Source organism: Polaromonas glacialis (assembly GCF_000709345.1).
In the GTDB taxonomy this organism is placed as follows: domain Bacteria; phylum Pseudomonadota; class Gammaproteobacteria; order Burkholderiales; family Burkholderiaceae_C; genus Polaromonas; species Polaromonas glacialis.
The window spans coordinates 2,811,125-2,830,395 of the sequence record NZ_KL448323.1; the positions used below are offsets into that span (position 1 = coordinate 2,811,125).

Sequence of the window (19,271 nt, forward strand, 5' to 3'; positions counted from 1 at the left end):
TTGCCTTTATTTTGGCAGAAATGAAATTTATCTGCAGATTTTCTGCATTTAATCCTCCATCAGCCGAACCCGCACGCTCTTGCCCTTGACCTTGCCCATCGCCAGCTTGTGCAGCGCGTCGGCGGCGATGCGGCGGTCCACCGCCACGTAGGTCGAGAACTCGTTCACATTGATCTTGCCGACCTGCTCGCGCGTGAAGCCGGCCTCGCCGGTCAGCGCGCCGAGCACGTCGCCGGCGCGGATCTTTTCCTTGCGGCCGCCGACGATCTGCAGCGTCGCCATCGGCGGGCGCAGCGGCTCCTTGCTGGCGGGCGTGAGTTCTTCAAGCTTGTGCCATTCGGACTCGGTCTTTTGCAGCTGCTCGATCTTGCCGACCGAACCCATCTCGTCCATGCTGGCCAGGCTGATGGCCCAGCCTTCCTCGTCGGCGCGGCCGGTGCGGCCGATGCGGTGGATGTGGATTTCACTGTCCGGCGTCACATCGACGTTGATGACCATTTCCAGCTGCGAAATGTCCAGCCCGCGCGCGGCCACGTCGGTCGCCACCAGCACCGAGCAACTGCGGTTGGCAAACTGCACCAACACCTGGTCGCGCTCGCGCTGCTCCAGCTCGCCGAACAGCGCCAGGGCGATGAAGCCCTTGTCCTTGAGCAGCTGCACCAGCGCCCGGCACTGCGACTTGGTGTTGCAAAACGCCAGCGTGCTGACCGGCCGGTAGTGGCTCAGCACCCGCGCCACGGCGTCGAGGCGCGCCTCGTCATGGTCGGAGTCCTCGACCTGGTACCAGCGCTGGCGGATCTTGCTTTTCTCGTGCTGCGCCTGCACGGTAATGGTCTGCGGGTTCTTCATGAACTGCTGGCTGATCTTGGCGATGCCCTCGGGGTAGGTCGCCGAAAACAGCAGTGTCTGCCGCTCTTTCGGGCACTGCTTGGCGACGGTGGCGATATCGTCGAAAAAGCCCATGTCGAGCATGCGGTCGGCCTCATCGAGCACCAGCGTGTTCATCGCTTCCAGGTTCAGGTTGCCGCGCCCCAGGTGGTCCATGATGCGGCCCGGCGTGCCGACGACGATGTGCGCGCCATGCTCCAGGCTGGCGATCTGCCCGCGCAGCGCGACGCCGCCGCACAGCGTGACGACCTTGATGTTTTCCTCGGCGCGCGCCAGGCGGCGGATTTCGGTGGTGACCTGGTCAGCGAGTTCGCGCGTCGGGCACAGCACCATCGCCTGGATGGCGAAACGCCGGGCGTTCAGGTTGGCCAGCAGCGCCAGCGCGAAGGCGGCGGTCTTGCCGCTGCCGGTCTTGGCCTGGGCGATCAGGTCCTTGCCAAGCAAGGCGACCGGCAGGGCGGCGGCCTGGATCGGCGTCATCTGGGTGTAGCCGAGTTGCGTCAGGTTGGCCAGCACATGGGCCGGCAGCGACAGGGTGCTGAAGTCATTGAGGGAAGTAGTCATATCCCCCGATTATCGTGACTCGCGCATCGCCCACGAAAGGCACGAATTCCAGCAAGCCCTGGGCGGCGAAGCCTTCACTCGCCTAGCACCGCAGAACTGCCGAGCTGGACCCCATGAAGCGCTCGCCCCATGGAGCCCGGGCGGATGCGAATGAAGCTTACGTAGAAATACGGTGTCCCCCCGAAATGGTTAAAAACCCTCTTGGCGCAAGGTAGTTCAACACCTATGCTGGTTTTGCCCTGGTTTGATGCATCTTGTTTCAGCGGTCCCAAAAAAATTACAAAACAATCTGGATGCAGTATTTCAGGTGGTGGCCGAAACCTCTGGAAATACAGCGGTTTCATTTTTTTCCATACTAAAAAAGACAAGAGACAATTGACATGAAATCCAGGCTTCTTTGTACTTTCGCCGCCGCAGCGGCACTCTTTGGTGGAGCAGCGGCTGCGGCCGTCAACCTGCCGCAACTCAACATCGACAAAACGCAGACCACCGTGTCCGGGTTGTCGTCGGGCGGCTTCATGGCGGCGCAGCTGCATGTGGCGTATTCCGCAACCTTCAAGAAAGGCGCGGGCATCGTGGCAGGCGGTCCTTTCTACTGCGCCGAGGGCTCCATCACCAACGCCACCGGGCGCTGCATGGCCAGCCCGGCGGGCATACCCACCAGCAGCCTGGTCGCCACCACCAACAGCTGGGCCAGCCAGGGTAGCATTGACCCGGTCGTGAACCTGCAGGACTCAAAAGTCTATTTGTTTTCGGGCTCCATCGACAGCACGGTCAAGACCGGCGTGATGGATGCGCTGAAAACCTACTACAGCAGCTTTGTGCCAGCCGCCAACGTGGTCTATAAAAAAGACATCGCTGCCGAGCACGCCATGATCACCGACGACTACGGCAGCGGCTGTTCGACCAAAGGCTCGCCCTACATCAACGACTGCAACTTCGACCTGGCCGGCGCGATGCTGGCGCACCTCTACGGCACGCTGAACCCGCGCAACAGCGGCACGCTGGCGTCCGGCAATTTTGTCGAATTCAACCAGAGCCAGTTCATCACCGGGCACGGCATGGCGCCCACCGGCTGGGCCTACATTCCGCAGGCCTGCACGGCGGGCACGCAGTGCCGCGTGCATGTGGTGCTGCACGGCTGCCAGCAAAACGTCACGCTGGTGCAGCAGCAGTACGTTCGCAACACCGGGTACAACCGCTGGGCCGACAGCAACAACATGGTCATGATCTACCCGCAGACCAGCACCCAGGCAACCAACAGCTGCTGGGACTGGTGGGGTTATGACAGCGCCAATTACGCCAGGAAGTCCGGCCCGCAGATGGTCGCCATCAAGGCCATGGTGGACCAGGTTTCCGCAGGTACCACCACGCCGCCGCCCGCCGCATTGCCGGCACCGTCCGGTCTGGCCACCTCCAATGCAAGCGCCAGCAGCATGAACCTGAACTGGAACGCCGTGACCGGCGCGACCGGCTACAACGTCTATCGCAATGCCAACAAGACCAATGCCCTGCCGGTCACAATCACCAGCTACATCGACACCGGCCTGGCAGCGGCGACCACGTACAGCTGGACCGTCAAGGCGGTGGACGGCAACAACCTGGAAAGCGTGGCGTCGACTGCCGCCGCCGGCACCACCACGGGAACGCCGCCGCCTGCAGCGACCTGCTACAGCGCGTCAAACTATGCGCACACAGTGGCGGGACGCGCGTATGTGCTCTACGGCTACACCTATGCCAATGGCTCCGGACAGTCCATGGGCTTGTGGAACATCTACACCACCCAAACGCTGAAGCTGACAGGCAGCAATTACTACGTGATCGGCACCTGCCTCTAAAGCCTGTCCAAAGGCAGGCGCGCCCGGGGCAAGGCTGGCTGGCTTGCCCCGGCTGGCACGTCAATTCCATCCCGTTTGATCCAACACCGCAGGCCGGCTTTGCGGCGCCTGAATCACCCCCTTTTCCACGAAAAAATCATGCAAAAACTCAAAATCTGGGCTCGACAGAGCCGACAAGTCCTGGCAGCGCTGTTGCTGTCCAACCTGGGAAGCCTTGCCTTTTCGGCAGACCTGGTCATTGGTCAGGTGGCTCCGCTGTCCGGCGTACTGGCCAGCACCGGCAAGCAAATGGTGGTGGGCGGAAAAATCTATTTTGATTCCATCAATGCGCAGGGCGGCATCCATGGCGCCATGATCCGCCATGAAGTGGTCGACGATGGCTACAAGGTGCCTGAAACGGTTCGGCTGACACGCGAAATGCTGGCGCGTCCCGAAGTGATCGCGCTCTTTGGTTTTGCCGGCACGGCCAATGTGACGCAACTGCTGACCGACGGCGTGCTCGAAGCCGGCGGCGCCGCCCTGGTGGCGCCTTACACCGGCGGCGAATCGCTGCGCAACCCGTTCAACCCATGGATCTTTCACGTGCGCGCAGGCTATGCGGCTGAAGCCGAGCACATGGTGCAGCAGGTGACGACGCTGGGCATGAAGCGGGTCGCGGTGATGTACCAGGACGACGGCTTCGGCAAAGCCGGCCTGCTCGGCGTCGAGAACGCACTGGCCAAACGCAATCTGAAGCTGGCGGCGGCGGCAGGCTATGAGCGCAACACCGACAAGGTCGAGGATGCCGTCAAAGCCATCAGGGCTTCCGACGCGCAGGCCGTCATCATGATCTCCGTCAACAAGCCGTCGGCGGCCTTCGTCAAGCAGTACCGCGAGGGCGGCGGCGGCGCCCGTCTTTACAACATTTCGGTGGTGGACCCGGTCGAGCTGGTCAAGCTGGCTGGCTTGAAGAACGTTCACGGCCTGGGCATCAGCCAGGTGGTTCCCTACCCTTTCGCGGCCAGTCTGCCGGTCGTGCGCCAATACCAGGACCTGTTGAAAAAGTACGCGCCCAATGAAGTCGTCAACTACACCAGTTTTGAGGAATTCGTCGGCGCCAAGGTACTGGTCGAGGGCTTGCGCCGCGCCGGCCCCAACCCGACACGCGCCAAGGTGGTCAAGGCCCTGGAGTCCATCAACAACTATGACACTGGCGGTATCACGGTCAGCTACTCTGCGTCCAACCGCATCGGCTCGCGTTTTGTCGAGGTGACGGTGGTCAGCAACTCCGGCAAGCTGATGAAATAAAAGCGCAGTGCCTGGCGCACAAGGCGCGCCTCTTATCATGTGACGGTCTGAATGAAGTTGGCAGCGCTGTTTTGGCGCCTTGGTTGCCAAAAGATCAACCGGAGCAATGATCGCCCCCATGGAGCTGGATTCACCCCTTGTCCGCAACGCGGTCCAGTCGCTGGCGCACCATGCGCTGCCGGCTTTCGCCATCATGCTGGCGGCAGTCATCGCCGCCGCCCTGGGCCTGGGCTGGCTGGGCCTGCGCTACGGCGTCCACCGGGGCACCAGCCGCTTTGCGCCGCTGGCCTACCTGCTGGGCTACCTGGCGCTGGGCTTCGGGCTGATCATCGGCGGCGCCTCGCTGTTTGCCGAGATCACCGAGAACCTGGGCGACGGCCGCAAGCTGGGCGAACTGGACCTTTTGTTTTCCGACACGGTCCGGTCCACCATCTCCCCTGGCGCGCTCAGGACTTTTGCCGTGCTGACGCATTTCGGCGACACGCTCACGCTGACCAGCCTGTGCGTTCTGGGCACGCTGTTATTGCTATGGAAGCGCCAGCGCGCCCTGTGCCTGGGCTGGGTGCTGGCGTTTGTCGGCAACGCGGTGCTGAACCGGACGCTGAAAAGCATTTTTGAACGCACCCGCCCCGTGCATGACAACGCCCTGGCCTTTGCCGACGGCTGGAGTTTCCCAAGCGGCCATGCGTCGGGTTCGGTCGTGGCCTACGGCATGCTGGCGTATGTGCTGGTGCGGCTGCTGCCCGCCCGCTTCGCCTGGGCGCGCCTGCCCGTAGTGGCGCTCGCGGCGGCGCTGGCTTTTACCGTGGGCAGCAGCCGCGTCTTTTTGCAGGTCCACTTTGCCAGCGACGTGCTGGCCGGTTTTGCCTCGGGCACGGCCTGGCTGGCGGTGTGCATCGGCGCGCTCGAACTCAGGCGCTACCGCCAGCGCAACCCCTGAGGCCCTCCCTGCGCAACGCCGTGGCCGCCAGAAGGTCATCTGAAAACAGCACAATCACCACAAGACTAAAAAAGGATATTTATGAGCGATTTTGACTTTGACCTGTTCGTGATCGGCGGTGGCAGCGGCGGCGTGCGCGCGGCGCGCATGGCGGCGCAGCGCTGCGCGCGCGTCGGCCTGGCCGAAGTGGCCGAGATGGGCGGCACCTGCGTCAACCTGGGCTGCATCCCGAAAAAGCTCTACAGCTACGCAGCCCACTTCGCCGAAAACTTCGAGGAATCGCACGGCTTCGGCTGGGTCGGCGAAGCGCCCGTGCTGAACTGGGACACGCTCAAATCCAACCGCGCCAGGGAAATTTCACGCCTCAACGGCATTTATGTGCAGCTGCTCAAAAGCTCGGGTGTTCATACCGTCAATGGCTGGGCCTGCCTGGTGGACGCGCACACGGTCGATGTCGGCGGCAAGCACTACACGGCCAAAAACATCCTGATCGCCACCGGCGGCAAGCCCAGCATTCCCGAATTTCCCGGCAGCGAGCATGTCATCAGCTCCAACGAGATGTTCGACCTGTCGCCGTTCCCCAAGCGCCTGCTGGTGGTCGGCGGCGGCTACATCGCCTGTGAATTCGCCTCGATCTTCAACGGACTCGGTTCCGATGTGACGCAGTTGTACCGGGGCCACCAGGTGCTGCGCGGTTTCGACGAGGAGGTGCGCACCTTCATCGCCGGCGAAATGGTCAAGAGCGGCGTGGCGCTGCACCTCAACACCGACGTCGCCTCCATCGAGCGCACCCGCGAAGGGCTGCAGGTGCGGCTGCTTGACGGCAGCCACATCACCGTCGATAGCGTGCTGTATGCCACCGGCCGCGTGCCGCTGGTCGAAGGCCTGGGCCTGGACGCGGCCGGCGTGCGGCAGGCCAAATCCGGCGCGGTCGAGGTGAACGAGCAGTACCAGACCTCGGTGCCGTCGATCTACGCCGTCGGCGACGTCACCGCGCGGGTGCAGCTCACGCCGGTGGCGCTGGCCGAGGCGATGGTCGTGGTCGACGTGCTGTTCGGCCCGCCAGCCGGGAAAAAGCCGCGCGGCATGCGCTACGACTTCATCCCGACCGCCGTGTTCACACATCCGAACATCGGCACGGTCGGCTACACCGAGGAAGAGGCGAGCGAGAAATTCGGCAAGATCAGCGTCTATAAAAGCGACTTCAAGGCGCTCAAGCACACGCTGAGCGGCAGCACCGAACGCACCCTGATGAAGCTGATCGTCGAGGACGCGACCGACCGCGTGGTCGGCCTGCACATGGTCGGCGCCGACGCCGGCGAGATCGTCCAGGGCTTTGCCGTGGCGATGAAGGCCGGCGCGACCAAGGCCGTGTTTGACAGCACCATCGGCATCCACCCGACGATGGCCGAGGAATTCGTGACGATGCGCGAGGCGGTCAAGCGCTGAATCCTGCGGGGCGGCATGAATCCTGCACTGCCGCCCATGATGAATGCCCAAACCGCAAAGTGATCGAGTCCATGCCCTACCTGCCCCCCTTCATCGCTCCCACCCGCTACCGCGACCCGGCGGCGGCGCTGGCGCAGGTGCGCGCCATTTACGACCAGCAGATCAGCCACCTGCGCAGCGCCATGCAGCGCTACGTGGCCGGCGACAGCCTGCCCGGCCATGTGCGCGCCTGCTACCCGTTCGTGCGCATCCACACCGAGACAGTGGCGCGGGCCATCCTGGAAACGCCAGACATCGTGCAGCTGAGCTACGGCTTTGTCGCCGGGCCGGGCCACTTTGAAACCACCCTGACGCGGCCCGACCTGTACAGCGACTATTACCTGGCGCAATTTCGCCTGCTGATGCAGAACCACGAGGTCGAACTCGAAGTGGGCACCAGCACGCAGCCGATCCCGATCCACTTCTCGTTTGCCGAGAACGACCACATCGAGGGCACGATGAGCACGGCCCGGCGCATGCTGATGCGCGACGTGTTCGACCTGCCCGACCTGGCCGCCATGGACGACGGCATCGCCAACGGCACCTACGAAGCCAGCCCTGGCCAGCCGCAGCCGCTGTCGCTGTTCACGGCGGCACGCGTCGATTATTCGCTGCAGCGCCTGCGCCACTACACCGGCACCTCGCCGCACTGGTTCCAGAACTTCGTGCTATTCACCAACTACCAGTTCTACATTGACGAATTCGTTCGCCTGGGCCACCAGGAAATGTCCAATCCGGACAGCGAATACATCGCCTTCGTCGAGCCGGGCAACGTGCTGACGCGCCGCTCCGGCCTGGACGCGCAGGAAGGCGACGAGCTGGGCGTGCCGCCGCCGCGCCTGCCGCAGATGCCCGCCTACCACCTGGTGCGCGCCGACCGCACCGGCACCACCATGGTGAACATCGGCGTCGGGCCGGCCAATGCCAAGAACATCACCGACCATGTCGCCGTGCTGCGCCCGCATGCCTGGATCATGCTCGGCCACTGCGCCGGCCTGCGCAACAGCCAGCAGCTGGGCGACTATGTTCTGGCGCACGGCTATGTGCGCGAGGACCATGTGCTCGACGAGGAGCTGCCGCTGTGGGTGCCGATTCCGGCGCTGGCCGAGATCCAGGTCGCGCTGGAGGCGGCCGTGTCGGAAGTCACGCAGCTCAGGGGCCCGGAACTCAAGCGCATCATGCGCACCGGCACCGTTGCCTCGACCGACAACCGCAACTGGGAACTGCTGCCCAACAACCAGCCGCAACGCCGCTTCAGCCAGAGTCGGGCGATTGCGCTGGACATGGAAAGCGCGACGATTGCGGCCAACGGCTTTCGCTTCCGGGTGCCTTACGGCACGCTGCTGTGCGTGAGCGACAAGCCGCTGCACGGCGAGATCAAGCTGCCGGGCATGGCGAACCAGTTCTACCGCGACCGGGTGGACCAGCATTTGCGCATTGGCATGCGGGCGGTGGAGCTGCTGCGGGCCGAGGGCATCAGCCAGTTGCACAGCCGCAAGCTGCGGAGTTTTTCGGAAGTGGCTTTTCAGTGATTTTTGCTATTTTTTGAATAGCTGCTTGCGCTTACTGGTAGTGCGCTAGAGTGCTTTTTTTCGTGAATGCTTCGCCATGTTCTGCGGGTTGATGGGCGGCGGGGGCTTTGATTGGTTTTGCTGGCCGGGGGTCGCCCGGCGGCAAGTAACTTTCCTTTGCTTCGCCAAAAGAAAGTCACCAAAGAAAAGGCGACCCGGCTGTCCGGGTCCCTGCGCTTCGCTTCGGGCAACCTGTGATGAGCGGCAAAAGCGGGGGTCCGCGCAAACTCGCTTCGCTCAGACAGCGCGCGGCCCTGATCCCGCTTTTGCCACTCATCACAGGCCCAGCCAGAACGGGACTTGCGGGAACGGATTCGGGGTCGGATTTCGGCGTTTATGCATCAAAAGTGCCGTTTGCGCTTGATAGGACTTCATAAGCAGCTATTGAATTAGTAGCGTTTGCTGTTTGGAAACTGGGGCTGTTTGGCTGTTTGGCTGTTTGGATTTTTCCCCGCCTGTCCCGTCTGTCCGGGCCTGCGCTGCCCCGGAAAAACGGGATCAGGGCGGCGCGCTGTTTGAGCGCAGCGAGTTTGCGCCGACCCCTGTTTTTCCGGGGCAGCGCAGGTCGCCCGAAGCGAAGCGCAGGGACCCGGACAGTCGGGTCGCCTTTTCTTTGCTTACTTTCTTTTGGCGAAGCAAAAGAAAGTGAGTTGCCGCCGGGCACCCCCCGGCCAGCAAAACCACGAGAAGCCAACCCAGCCAAAGATCAAGCAGCCCAAGCTTTACATTAATTCATCAAGCCCAAGGGATTACCCCACCATCACCGCCGCACAATGACCCAGCCCGCCCCCACCGTCTGACCCGATGCCCCTTGAACCTCCCGCCCATCGCCTGCCCCGCAACCGCCTGGCCCCGCTGGCCTTGGCGCTGGCAGCGCTGCTTTCAGCCTGCGCCTCGACCACGCCAGCCAGTCCGAATCTGCCAGAAACACCGATCCCCACGGAATGGTCAAGCGCTGCGCCCTACGCGCCAGCCAAGGCAGACACCGCGTCGCTGGCCGCCTGGTGGCAGGGCTTCAATGACCCGCAGCTGACCGCGCTGGTCACCCAGGCCCTGCAAAACAACACCGACATCCGCACCGCGCAAGCCGCCTTGCTGCAGGCGCGCGCACTGCGCGACGTGAGCGCCGCCGGACTTGGCCCCCGGGTGGACACCTCGGCCTCGGCGCAGCGCAGCAAGTCGGGCGGGGGCCAGGCGGGCAACCTGTTCCAGGCCGGCTTTGATGCCAGCTGGGAACCCGACGTGTTTGGCGGCAACCGCAGCGCCTTGAGCGCGTCCGACGCCGATGTCGGGGCCGCCACGGCCAGCCTGGGCAATGTGCAAATATCGCTGGCCGCCGAAACCGCCATCAACTACCTGCAGCTGCGCGGGCTGCAGGCGCAGCGCCTGATTGCCCAGGGCAGCGTGGCGGCGCAGCGCGAGACGCTGCAGCTCACCCGCTGGCGCGCCCAGGCCGGGCTGGCGTCGTCGCTCGACGTGGAGCAGGGCATTGCCGCCAGCGAGCAGACCGCCGCGCAGATTCCGTCGCTCGACACCGGCATCGCGCAGGCGGCCAGCAGCCTGGCGGTGCTGACCGGCCAGTCGCCCGGCGTGCTGCGCAGCGCGCTGGCGACTGCCGCGCCGGTGCCGCAGGCGGCCGGCGACCTGGCGCTGGCCTTTCCGGCCGAAACGCTGCGCCAGCGCCCCGACGTGCGCGCCGCCGAGCACCGCATCAGCGGCGCGCTGGCCCGCGTGGCGCAGGCCGACGCGGCGCGCTACCCCGGCTTTCAGATCAGCGGCTCGCTCGGCCTGCGCGCGCTGACGCTGGGAACGCTGACCGGCGGCGCGTCGGTCGCCAACGCGCTGCTGGCCAGCGTCTCGGTGCCGCTGTTCGACGGCGGCGCGGCGCGGGCGCAGGTGCGCGCGCAGCAGGCCGCGCTGGAGCAGGCGCGCCTTGGCTACCAGGCCACGGTGCTGATCGCACTGAAAGACGTGGAGGACGCGCTGGTGTCGCTGCAGGGAAACCGCGAGCGGCTGACCCGGCTGCAGGCGGCGGCTGAAGCGGCCGGCAATGCCGACCTGCTGGCGCGCCAGCGCTATGCCAGCGGGCTGATTGACTTTCGCGCGGTGCTGGAAACCCAGCGCACCTTGCTTTCGACACAGGACAGCGTGGAAAGCACCCGCGCCAGCCTGAGCACCGACCATGTGCGGCTGTACAAGGCGCTGGGCGGCGGCTGGACGCGGGCGCTGGAGTTGTCGCCCGAGCCGCCGGCCTGAGCCGCGCCTGACGCATCCCTTTTGTCCCCCATTTCACACGCCGTCCGCGCACACGCCATGAACCAGCCCCTTCCCGCCTCGCCCTCTCCCGCATCCCCTTCCCCGCCGTCGGCCGCCGATCTCCAGGCCCTGCTGAAAGAGGACCAGGCGCGGCCCTGGTGGCGCCGCCCCGCGCCGTGGATAGTCGCCGCGCTCCTAGTGGCGCTGCTGGCCGGCCTGGCTTACTGGCAGGCCGGGCAAAAGGCCAGCGCCGTCCCGCGCTACGTGACGCAAACCGTCAGCCGGGGCAGCCTGACCCTGAATGTGCTGGCCAACGGCACGCTGCAGCCGACGCGTGCGGTCAACATCGGCAGCGAACTCTCGGGCACCGTCAAGCGCGTGCTGGTCGATGTGAACGACCGCATCAAGCAGGGCCAGGTGCTGGTCGAGCTGGACACCGCCAAGCTGTCCGACCAGGTGCTGCGCTCGCGCGCCGCGCTGGCCGCCACGCAGGCACAGCAGGCGCAAAGCAGCGCCACCGTCAAAGAGTCCAAGGCGAGCCTGGCGCGCTTTGAGGAAGTCGCGCGACTGTCTGGCGGCAAGGTGCCGTCGGCGGCCGAACTCGACACCGCCCGCGCCACCCTGGAGCGCGCCGTGGCGCTTGAAGCCAGCGCCCGCGCCAATGTGGCCGAAGCGCGCGCCGCCGTCTCGACCGACGTGACCAACCTGTCCAAGGCGTCGATCCGCTCGCCGATCGACGGCGTGGTGCTGACGCGCACGGTCGATCCGGGCAATGCGGTGGCCGCCTCGCTGCAGGCGGTGACGCTGTTCACCGTGGCCGAGGACCTGACGCAATTGCGCCTGGAGGTCAATGTCGATGAAGCCGATGTCGGCTCGGTCAAGGCCGGCCAGAAGGCCAGCTTCACCGTCAGCGCCTACCCGTCGCGCCGCTACCCGGCCACCCTCACCCGCGTCGCCTTCGGCTCGACCAAGACCGACAACGTCGTCACCTACGTCACCTACCTGAACGTCGACAACACCGACCTGAGCCTGCGCCCCGGCATGACGGCGGCGGCCACCATCATCGCCACCGAGCGCAGCGGCGTGCTGCTGGTGCCCAACACCGCGCTGCGCTTCACGCCGGCGCAGGGCGCCAGCCCGGCGGCAGCGGCGTCCGGCGGCAGTTTTGCCTCCAGACTCATGCCGCGCATGCCGCGCCCCGGTGCGCGCAAGCCCGCCGACACCGGCGCCGCCGCTGGCGCCAAGCAGGTCTGGGTGCTCAAGGACGGCCAGGCCGTGGCCGTGGCCGTGACCACCGGCATCAGCGACGGCCGCATGACTGAAGTCAGCAGCACCGAACTGCAGGAAGGCATGGCGGTCATCACCGACCAGCAGGCCGCCGGAGCCGCGTCGTGATGAGTGACGCCGCCCCGCCGCTGATCCGCCTGCGCGGCATCACCAAGCGCTATGGCGAAGGCGCCACCGCGCTGATGGCGCTCAAGGGCGTTGACCTGGACATCGAGGCCGGCGATTTTGTCGCCATCATGGGGCCCAGCGGGTCGGGCAAATCGACCGCCATGAACACGCTGGGCTGCCTGGACACGCCGACCTCGGGCGAATACCTGTTCCAGGGCGTGCATGTCGAGTCGCTCTCGCGCGACCAGCGCGCCCTGCTGCGGCGGCAATTTTTCGGTTTTGTGTTCCAGGGCTTCAACCTGCTGGCGCGTACCTCGGCGCAGGAAAACGTCGAGCTGCCGCTGCTCTACCGGGGCGAAGCCGCCACCGCCCGCCATGCCAGCGCCGCGCGGGCGCTCGACCAGGTCGGCCTGAAGGGCTGGGAGCACCACCTGCCCTCCGAGCTGTCGGGCGGGCAGCAGCAGCGCGTGGCGATTGCCCGCGCCATCGTCACCAACCCGGCGGTGCTGCTGGCCGACGAGCCGACCGGCAACCTCGACACCCAGCGCAGCCGCGAGATCATGGACCTGCTCTGGCGGCTCAATGCCGACCAGGGCATCACCGTGCTGATGGTCACGCACGAGCCCGACATGGCCGCCTACGCGCGGCGCATGGTGCGCTTCGTCGATGGCCTGGTGGAAAGCGACGTGCGCAACGCGCATCCGGCCGGTCTGGAGGGCGTTCACGCGCCGCAGCCGCCAGTGGCCGCGCCCGTGGCGGAGGTCCGCTGATGCTGCTCAACACCCTGTTGCTGGCGCTGCGCTCGATCCGGCGCAATTTGCTGCGCTCCTTCCTCACCATTCTGGGCATCGTGATTGGCGTCAGCGCCGTCATCACCATGGTCACGCTGGGCAACGGCGCGACGCTGGCGGTGCAAAACCAGATTTCCGGCCTGGGCACCAACTTGCTGCAGGTGCGCCCCGGCCAGCGCATGGGGCCGGGCAGCGGCGGCGCCGTCGCGCCTTCGTTCAGCGAACTCGACGCCGACGCCATCGCCAGCCAGATTGGCGGCATCAATGCCGTCGCGCCCGAGGCCCGCGCCAGCAGCACGCTGGTGGCCAATGGCCGCAACTGGACCAGCAGCGTCATCGGCAGCACCAACGCCTGGCTGCAGGCCGGCAACTGGACGATTGGCGACGGCCGGGAATTCTCCAGCGACGAGCTGCGCGCCGGCGCTGCCGTCTGCCTGATTGGCGAAACCGTGCGCCGCGAACTGTTTGGCGCGCGCCCGGCCATCGGCGAGCCGCTGCGCGTCAAGCAGATTTCGTGCGAAGTGATTGGCGTGCTGGCGTCCAAGGGCCAGGGCGCCTTCGGCAACGACCAGGACGATGTGGTGCTGCTGCCGATCAAGACGCTGCAGCGCCGCATCAGTGGCAACACCCGCGTCAACACGCTGCTGGTGTCGATGAAGGAAGGCAGCAATGCCGAGCGCGTGAAGGCCAGCCTCACGCAGCTGCTGCGCGAGCGCCGCAAGCTGGCCGACAGCGACGAGGACAACTTCAACGTGCTGGACACCAAGCAGCTGGCCGACACGCTTGCCGGCACGACCAAGGTGATGACCATGCTGCTGGGCGCGGTGGCGGCGGTGAGCCTGCTGGTGGGCGGCATCGGCATCATGAACATCATGCTGGTCAGCGTGACCGAGCGCACCCGCGAGATCGGCCTGCGGCTGGCGATTGGCGCGCTGGAGCGCGAGGTGCTGCTGCAGTTTTTGATCGAGGCGGTGGCGCTGGCCGCGCTGGGCGGGCTGATCGGCATCGTGCTGGCGACCGGCGCGTCGATAGGACTTGCTAGCCTGATGCAGGTACCTTATCTGTTCAATCCAACGGTCAATGTGGTGTCATTTGTGTTTTCGGCCGGCATCGGCGTGCTGTTCGGCTATTTTCCGGCCCGCCGCGCTGCGCGCATGGACCCGATCGAGGCGCTGCGCCACGAGTGAACACGACCCGTGACACGGACGGCACTTGAAGCTGTGCGCTGCCCGGACTTGCCGCCCCGGTCCTACACGCCCCGGGTGTCAAACTGATGAAAATAGCCGCATGCTGAGTAATTTTGATACAGACCCATCATTTTTGAAACTTTCAACGCTTTCAGGTTTGAACCATGGCTTGGCGGTGTTAAAGAGCAAGCTCGATGTCGGCGGCATCATGGGGGCGCTGAATTATTTGAACAGTCGCATCGACCATCGCTTCACGGCCATCTACAAATTCCAGGGGTCGATGCAGCGCGCCGTGTTTCTCTACGACAAGCTGGGCCAGTCAGGCTCCCGCTTGAATGCAATAGCGATGTCTGAAAGCCTGAGCCGGTTCATCACGGTGTCCGAACCCTTCGGCGTGACCAATTCGGCCACGGACGCGTTCCTGAATGAAAACGGCCACCGCAGCGTGGTGACGTCGTTTTACGGCGTGTCGCTGTCGCCGGCCGGCACCAGGCCGACCGGCAGCCTTTGCCACTTCGATCTGAAACCCCAGAGCCTGCCATCGCCCGTGGAACGCGATTTTCTGAACCGCGCCAGCAGCCTGCTGTTCATCCGGCTCAACGGCTTTGGCCATTGACGCCTGCGCGCCAGCACTTAAAACCATAGCAGTCAACCCAATCCAGTAGTGCGCAAAAGCCTGGTTTCACCATAAATTCAGGTCAACAGGCGGCTGGCAGCGCCTTGCAGCCAGCCAGGCCGGCTCAGGCCACGCCCGCCAGCAGCCCCACCAGTTTCGCCGGATCGACGGGTTTGACCAGGTAGTGCTGGAAGCCCGCTTCCATGGCGGTTTTCCGGTCACGTTCCTGGCTGTAGCCGGTGACGGCGATAAGCACCGCGTGGGCGGTTTGCGGCTGCGCCCGCAGCAGTCGGGCCAGTTCATTGCCATTGACATCGGGCAGGCCAATGTCCAGCAGGAAGACATCGGGGGACTCGGCCCGGGCGCGTTCCAGCGCCTGCCGCGCGCCGTGTTCCACCACCACGTCGTGGCCCGATGCCTGGAGAAACAGGGCCATCATTTGCGCCGCATCGACGTTGTCGTCAACGATCATCACGCGCAGTGGTTTTTCCACCGGCAAGGCCGCGTCGTCCGACTCAGGCTCACAACTCCGGCCGGGACGCGCCAGCAGCGCAAGCTGGACCGTGAACCGGCTGCCCTTCCCCAGGCCGGCACTGTCGCAGCTGACCGCGCCGCCATGCAGTTCGACCAGGCTTTTCACCAGCGCCAGCCCCAGGCCCAGGCCGCCGGAAGATCGGTCGGGCGTACGCTCGGCCTGCGCGAAAAGGTCGAACACCCGCGCCGCCAGGCTCGGCTCCATGCCGATGCCGTCGTCGGTCACGCTGAGCAGGACATGGCCGCCTCGCAGTTCGGTTTTCAGCAGTAGCTGGCCGCCCTCGGGCGTGTACTTCGCGGCATTGTTCAGCAGGTTGCCCACCACCTGCACCAGCCGCTTGGGGTCGCCCTCCACCCATGCAGGCAGGACCGACAGTTCGAGCGACAGGCGCTGGCGCCGTGCAGCGATCAGCGGGCTCACCTGCTCGACCGCGTCGGTGACGATATGCCGCAGGTCGAGCGGCTTTTTCTCCAGCGTGACCAGGCCCCGGTTCACCCGCGAAACGTCCAGCAGGTCGTCCACCAGGCCGGTCATGTGGTCAACCTGCCGGGCGATGATCTCGCTGGTTCGCTGCACCTGGGCAGTGTCCAGCCGGGCGACTTTCAGCAGCTCGGCGGCCGAACGGATCGGCGCCAGCGGGTTCCTCAACTCGTGCGCAAGCATGGCCAGGAACTCGTCCTTGCGGGCGTCGGCTTCCTCCAGCTTGTCCACCGCCTGGCGCAGGCCTTCGCCGGCGGTTTTCAGCGCCTGGATATCGACATTCACGCCGCTCAGCACATCGGGGCCGTCGTCGGTCTCGCGGGACCAGTCGGCATGCATGTAGAACCAGCGGCAGCTGCCGTCTTTCTGGCGCATCCGGGTTTCCATCACCAGCGGCGTGCCGGGACCGGCCGCCTGCGCCCGGGCGAACTTCCCGGCCACCTGGGGCCGGTCCGCCGGGCTCACCAGGCCCAGCCACTGCGCCAGCGTCATGACCGCAGGCGCATCGTGGTGGCCGAGCAGTCCCATGAAATTGGCGCAGACCTCGATCTGCCCGGTATCAGGGCGCCAGGTCCACATCCCGGCATTGGCGGTGCGCAGGATGCGCCGGGTTTCCTCCCGTTCCCTGACGCAGCTCTCCAGCCGCTTGTGATCGGTCAGATCGACCGTGACCTTGGAGAACCCGATCAGCGTGCCGGAGTGGTCGCGCAAGGCGGTCAGGGCAATCCGCGCCCAGAACAGGCTTCCGTCCTTGCGCTGGCGCCAGGTTTCCTCCTTGTAGAAGCCGTTCTTTTTCGCCTCGCCGAGGTTGTGCGCGGGCCAGCCTTGCAGCTTTTGCTCGTCGGTGTAGAGGATCGAAATAGGGCTGCCGATCGCGTCCTGGGCGGTAAACCCCTTCATTTCCTCGGCGCCACGGTTCCAGACGGTGATGACGCCGTCGGGGTCGGTGAAGAACACCCCCACTTCCTTGATCTCCTCGGACATCAGCCGATGCAGTTCCGCCACCTGGTGGTCGGGCAATGACGATGCCATATAGGGTTTTGGCACGTTGAATCTCCTGAATGTCGGAGCGTTGTCGTGACGGCCCCGGGTGATGCATCGTGCAATGAAAACGGGCGCGCACTTGTCGGACAAGCTGCAGCGCGATGGGTAAGCATCCGGCGCCCAAGCGCGTAATGCAAGGCAGCCGCACCGCGCAGGCAGGCGGTTCAGATCGGGACTTCGTAGGCCTGGTTGCTGCGAACCCAGGTGGCCAGCCCGGCCTTGATGTTCTTCACCCGCCAGGCGCCGAACTCGGGGTCGCTGTTGAGCTTGTCCAGCGTGGCGCCAAGCTGGGCACTCGATTCAAACCCGGCGGTGAAGGCCAGGTTGCCGACCTCTCCCACCTGCACGCTCCACAGGCGAACCTCGGCGCCATGGGTTCGCCACATCGTGGCGGCCTCCTTCACCAGCCCCATGAGCTGGCCCACATCGCATCCGGGAGTGGGTTTGAAAACGTATTGGACGATGGCTGCTGGCATGCTTGTCTCCTGGGTTGGTTGGGGTTGATGGGGCCGGCCCGTGTCACGCCGCCCGGAAAATTAGGCGGCGACGCTTGCCCGCAGTCAACCGGTTTAACCTTGGCTGACAAGTCATACAGTTGAACCCTCACCTCCCGCCAGGCGGCCCGGTCGCCCAGCCTTGCGGCAGCGCAAGCCAGCGCCCGACAAACGTTATCCTGCACAATTTGCAGCAGAACAAGCTGCGGCCGACCCGCCTGAACGCGCATCGAACGCGCGCCGGGTTGCCAGCCGGCGGCCATATCGAACCGTTGATCCCCTGAAAGAGTCCTGTATGGAAAACGTTCCTGAACAACCCATGGCATCCGATGACCGGCTGGCGCCGCTGGACAGCCGGCGCGTGACCGACGCCGACTACCGCCTGCTGGTGGAGTCGGTTGCCGATTACGCCATCTTCCTGCTCGACCCCGGCGGCCATGTGGTGAGCTGGAATGCCGGCGCCCAGAAGACCAAGGGCTATGAAGCGGCGGAAATCATCGGCAAGCACTTCTCGGTGTTCTACCCGCCCGAGGCCGCGCCGGGCTGGCCGGACGAGGAGCTGCAAATTGCGCTGCGGGACGGGCGCTTCGAGGACGAAGGCTGGCGAATCCGCAAGGACGGCAGCCGGTTCTGGGCCAGCGTCGTCATCACGCCCTTGAGCGACGACGCCGGCCGCCACCGGGGATTCGCCAAGGTCACGCGCGACCTGACCGAGCGGCGCCGAGTCACCGCGCTGGAGGACGAAGGCCGGCGGATCACCAACTTCCTCGCGCTGCTGGGGCACGAACTGCGCAACCCGCTGGCGCCCATCTCCAACGCCGTGGCGCTGCTGGAGCGCGAGAACAGCGACTCCAAGGCCTTGCGCGCCACGCGCGAGATCATCGGGCGCCAGCTCCGGCAGCTGAACCGGCTGGTCGACGACCTGCTCGACGTGGGCCGCATCACCAGCGGCAAGATCGAGCTGGAGGCCAGGCCGGTGCGCTTCATCGACGCGCTGCACGAGGCGGTCGAGGCGGTCAGGCCGCTGATCGACCGCAAGTCGCATGTGCTGGACATCCACAGCGCGGACGATCCGTGGGTCATCGGCGACCGTGCGCGCATCATCCAGATTTTGTCCAACCTGATCGGCAACGCCGCCAAGTTCACGCCCGACGCCGGCCGCATCAGCGTGCGCGTCGCCGCCACGCCCGACAGCACCGAGGTCCGGGTGATCGACAACGGGCCGGGCATTGCGCCGCAGCACCTGCACAAGGTGTTTGACCTGTTTTTCCAGGGCGAGCAGGACGTCGCGCGCTCGCAGGGCGGGCTGGGCCTGGGGCTCAGCCTGGTGCAGCAGCTGGTGGTGCTGCATGGCGGAGAAGTCAGCGCCTTCAGCAAGGGCATCCATGGCGAGGGCAGCGAGTTCGTGATCCGGCTGCCGGCCGCGCCTGCGGCGGGCAAAGGCGACGACCCCTTCGCCGGCAAGCGCGTGCTGGTGGTCGACGACAACCGCGATGCAGCCGAAACCATGGCGATGCTGCTCGATGCGCTGGGCTATGCCGCCAGCATGGCGCATGACGGGCTGGCCGGGGTCGAAGCCATCAAGGCCGATGCGCCTGACCTGGTGCTGCTCGACATCGGCCTGCCAGGCATCAGCGGGATCGAGGTCGCGCAAAAAATACGCGCCGAGATGGCCAATCCGCCGCCGCTGATCGCCATCACGGGCTACGGCCAGGAACGCGACCGCGAAGCGAGTTTCGAGGCTGGTTTTTACGAGCACCTGACCAAGCCGGTCGATGTCGACAAACTGGTGGCCTTGCTGGAACGGCTGCTGGGCAACCCGCCCATCCATGGGTGTATAACCTAATCCCCCCAAACCATGCGCCTGAGAGCGCGACAACATCGAGGAAAACCAGTC

At 65.5% G+C, this 19,271-nt stretch carries 13 protein-coding genes and 1 pseudogene; 11 read left to right on the forward strand and 3 right to left on the reverse strand.

All coding sequences use genetic code 11. From position 1 onward, the window contains the following. Positions 1-48 precede the first annotated feature (48 nt). Positions 49-1,452 carry an ATP-dependent RNA helicase DbpA gene (dbpA, locus tag EC86_RS0113760; protein WP_029526249.1) on the reverse strand — a complete coding sequence of 468 codons (1,404 nt, stop codon included), beginning with the start codon at positions 1,450-1,452 and terminating at the stop codon, positions 49-51. A 380-nt stretch (positions 1,453-1,832) separates the two neighbouring features. Here dbpA and EC86_RS0113765 point away from each other — a divergent pair, with 380 nt between their 5' ends. From EC86_RS0113765 to EC86_RS0113815, 10 genes are all read left to right on the forward strand, one after another. Further along, on the forward strand, positions 1,833-3,290 hold the full coding sequence (locus EC86_RS0113765; RefSeq protein ID WP_029526251.1) for an extracellular catalytic domain type 2 short-chain-length polyhydroxyalkanoate depolymerase: 1,458 nt from the start codon (positions 1,833-1,835) through the stop codon (positions 3,288-3,290). 138 nt (positions 3,291-3,428) lie between these two features. Further along, entirely contained in the window at positions 3,429-4,577 is a 1,149-nt protein-coding gene (locus EC86_RS0113770) for an ABC transporter substrate-binding protein (RefSeq protein WP_029526252.1), read from the forward strand. Between the two features lie 106 nt (positions 4,578-4,683). After that, positions 4,684-5,517, forward strand: a complete 834-nt coding sequence (locus tag EC86_RS0113775; RefSeq protein ID WP_051675905.1) for a phosphatase PAP2 family protein — start codon at positions 4,684-4,686, stop codon at positions 5,515-5,517. A gap of 81 nt (positions 5,518-5,598) precedes the next feature. Continuing rightward, positions 5,599-6,966: a glutathione-disulfide reductase gene (gene gorA, locus EC86_RS0113780; RefSeq protein WP_029526254.1), complete on the forward strand. Its 1,368-nt coding sequence runs from the start codon at positions 5,599-5,601 to the stop codon at positions 6,964-6,966. 71 nt (positions 6,967-7,037) lie between these two features. Further along, entirely contained in the window at positions 7,038-8,537 is a 1,500-nt protein-coding gene (locus EC86_RS0113785; RefSeq protein ID WP_029526255.1) for an AMP nucleosidase, read from the forward strand. Between the two features lie 843 nt (positions 8,538-9,380). Continuing rightward, complete coding sequence (locus EC86_RS0113795; protein WP_029526256.1) at positions 9,381-10,832, forward strand: efflux transporter outer membrane subunit; 1,452 nt, start codon at positions 9,381-9,383, stop codon at positions 10,830-10,832. Positions 10,833-10,889: 57 nt separating this feature from the next. Next, on the forward strand, positions 10,890-12,227 hold the full coding sequence (locus tag EC86_RS0113800; RefSeq protein ID WP_029526257.1) for an efflux RND transporter periplasmic adaptor subunit: 1,338 nt from the start codon (positions 10,890-10,892) through the stop codon (positions 12,225-12,227). Next, a complete protein-coding gene (locus tag EC86_RS0113805; protein WP_036772180.1) occupies positions 12,227-12,997 on the forward strand; it encodes an ABC transporter ATP-binding protein in 771 nt (256 codons plus the stop codon). Before EC86_RS0113800 ends, EC86_RS0113805 begins: the two co-directional genes overlap by 1 nt. Further along, positions 12,997-14,205, forward strand: a complete 1,209-nt coding sequence (locus tag EC86_RS0113810) for an ABC transporter permease (RefSeq protein ID WP_029526261.1) — start codon at positions 12,997-12,999, stop codon at positions 14,203-14,205. The genes EC86_RS0113805 and EC86_RS0113810 overlap by 1 nt, the downstream gene beginning before the upstream one ends. A 157-nt stretch (positions 14,206-14,362) precedes the next feature. Next, on the forward strand, positions 14,363-14,821 hold the full coding sequence (locus EC86_RS0113815; RefSeq protein WP_029526262.1) for a hypothetical protein: 459 nt from the start codon (positions 14,363-14,365) through the stop codon (positions 14,819-14,821). 124 nt (positions 14,822-14,945) lie between these two features. On the opposite strand, the gene EC86_RS27060 is transcribed toward EC86_RS0113815, so the two are convergent. Together EC86_RS27060 and EC86_RS0113825 are read right to left on the reverse strand one after the other, a co-directional pair. After that, entirely contained in the window at positions 14,946-16,883 is a 1,938-nt protein-coding gene (locus EC86_RS27060) for a hybrid sensor histidine kinase/response regulator (RefSeq protein ID WP_156955316.1), read from the reverse strand. A gap of 161 nt (positions 16,884-17,044) precedes the next feature. Next, on the reverse strand, positions 17,045-17,356 hold the full coding sequence (locus EC86_RS0113825; protein WP_029526265.1) for a hypothetical protein: 312 nt from the start codon (positions 17,354-17,356) through the stop codon (positions 17,045-17,047). A 376-nt stretch (positions 17,357-17,732) separates the two neighbouring features. On the opposite strand from EC86_RS0113825, the pseudogene EC86_RS0113830 reads away from it, so the two are divergent. Further along, positions 17,733-19,220: pseudogene (locus EC86_RS0113830) on the forward strand (hybrid sensor histidine kinase/response regulator); the annotation flags it as partial. Between the last annotated feature and the right edge of the window lie 51 nt (positions 19,221-19,271).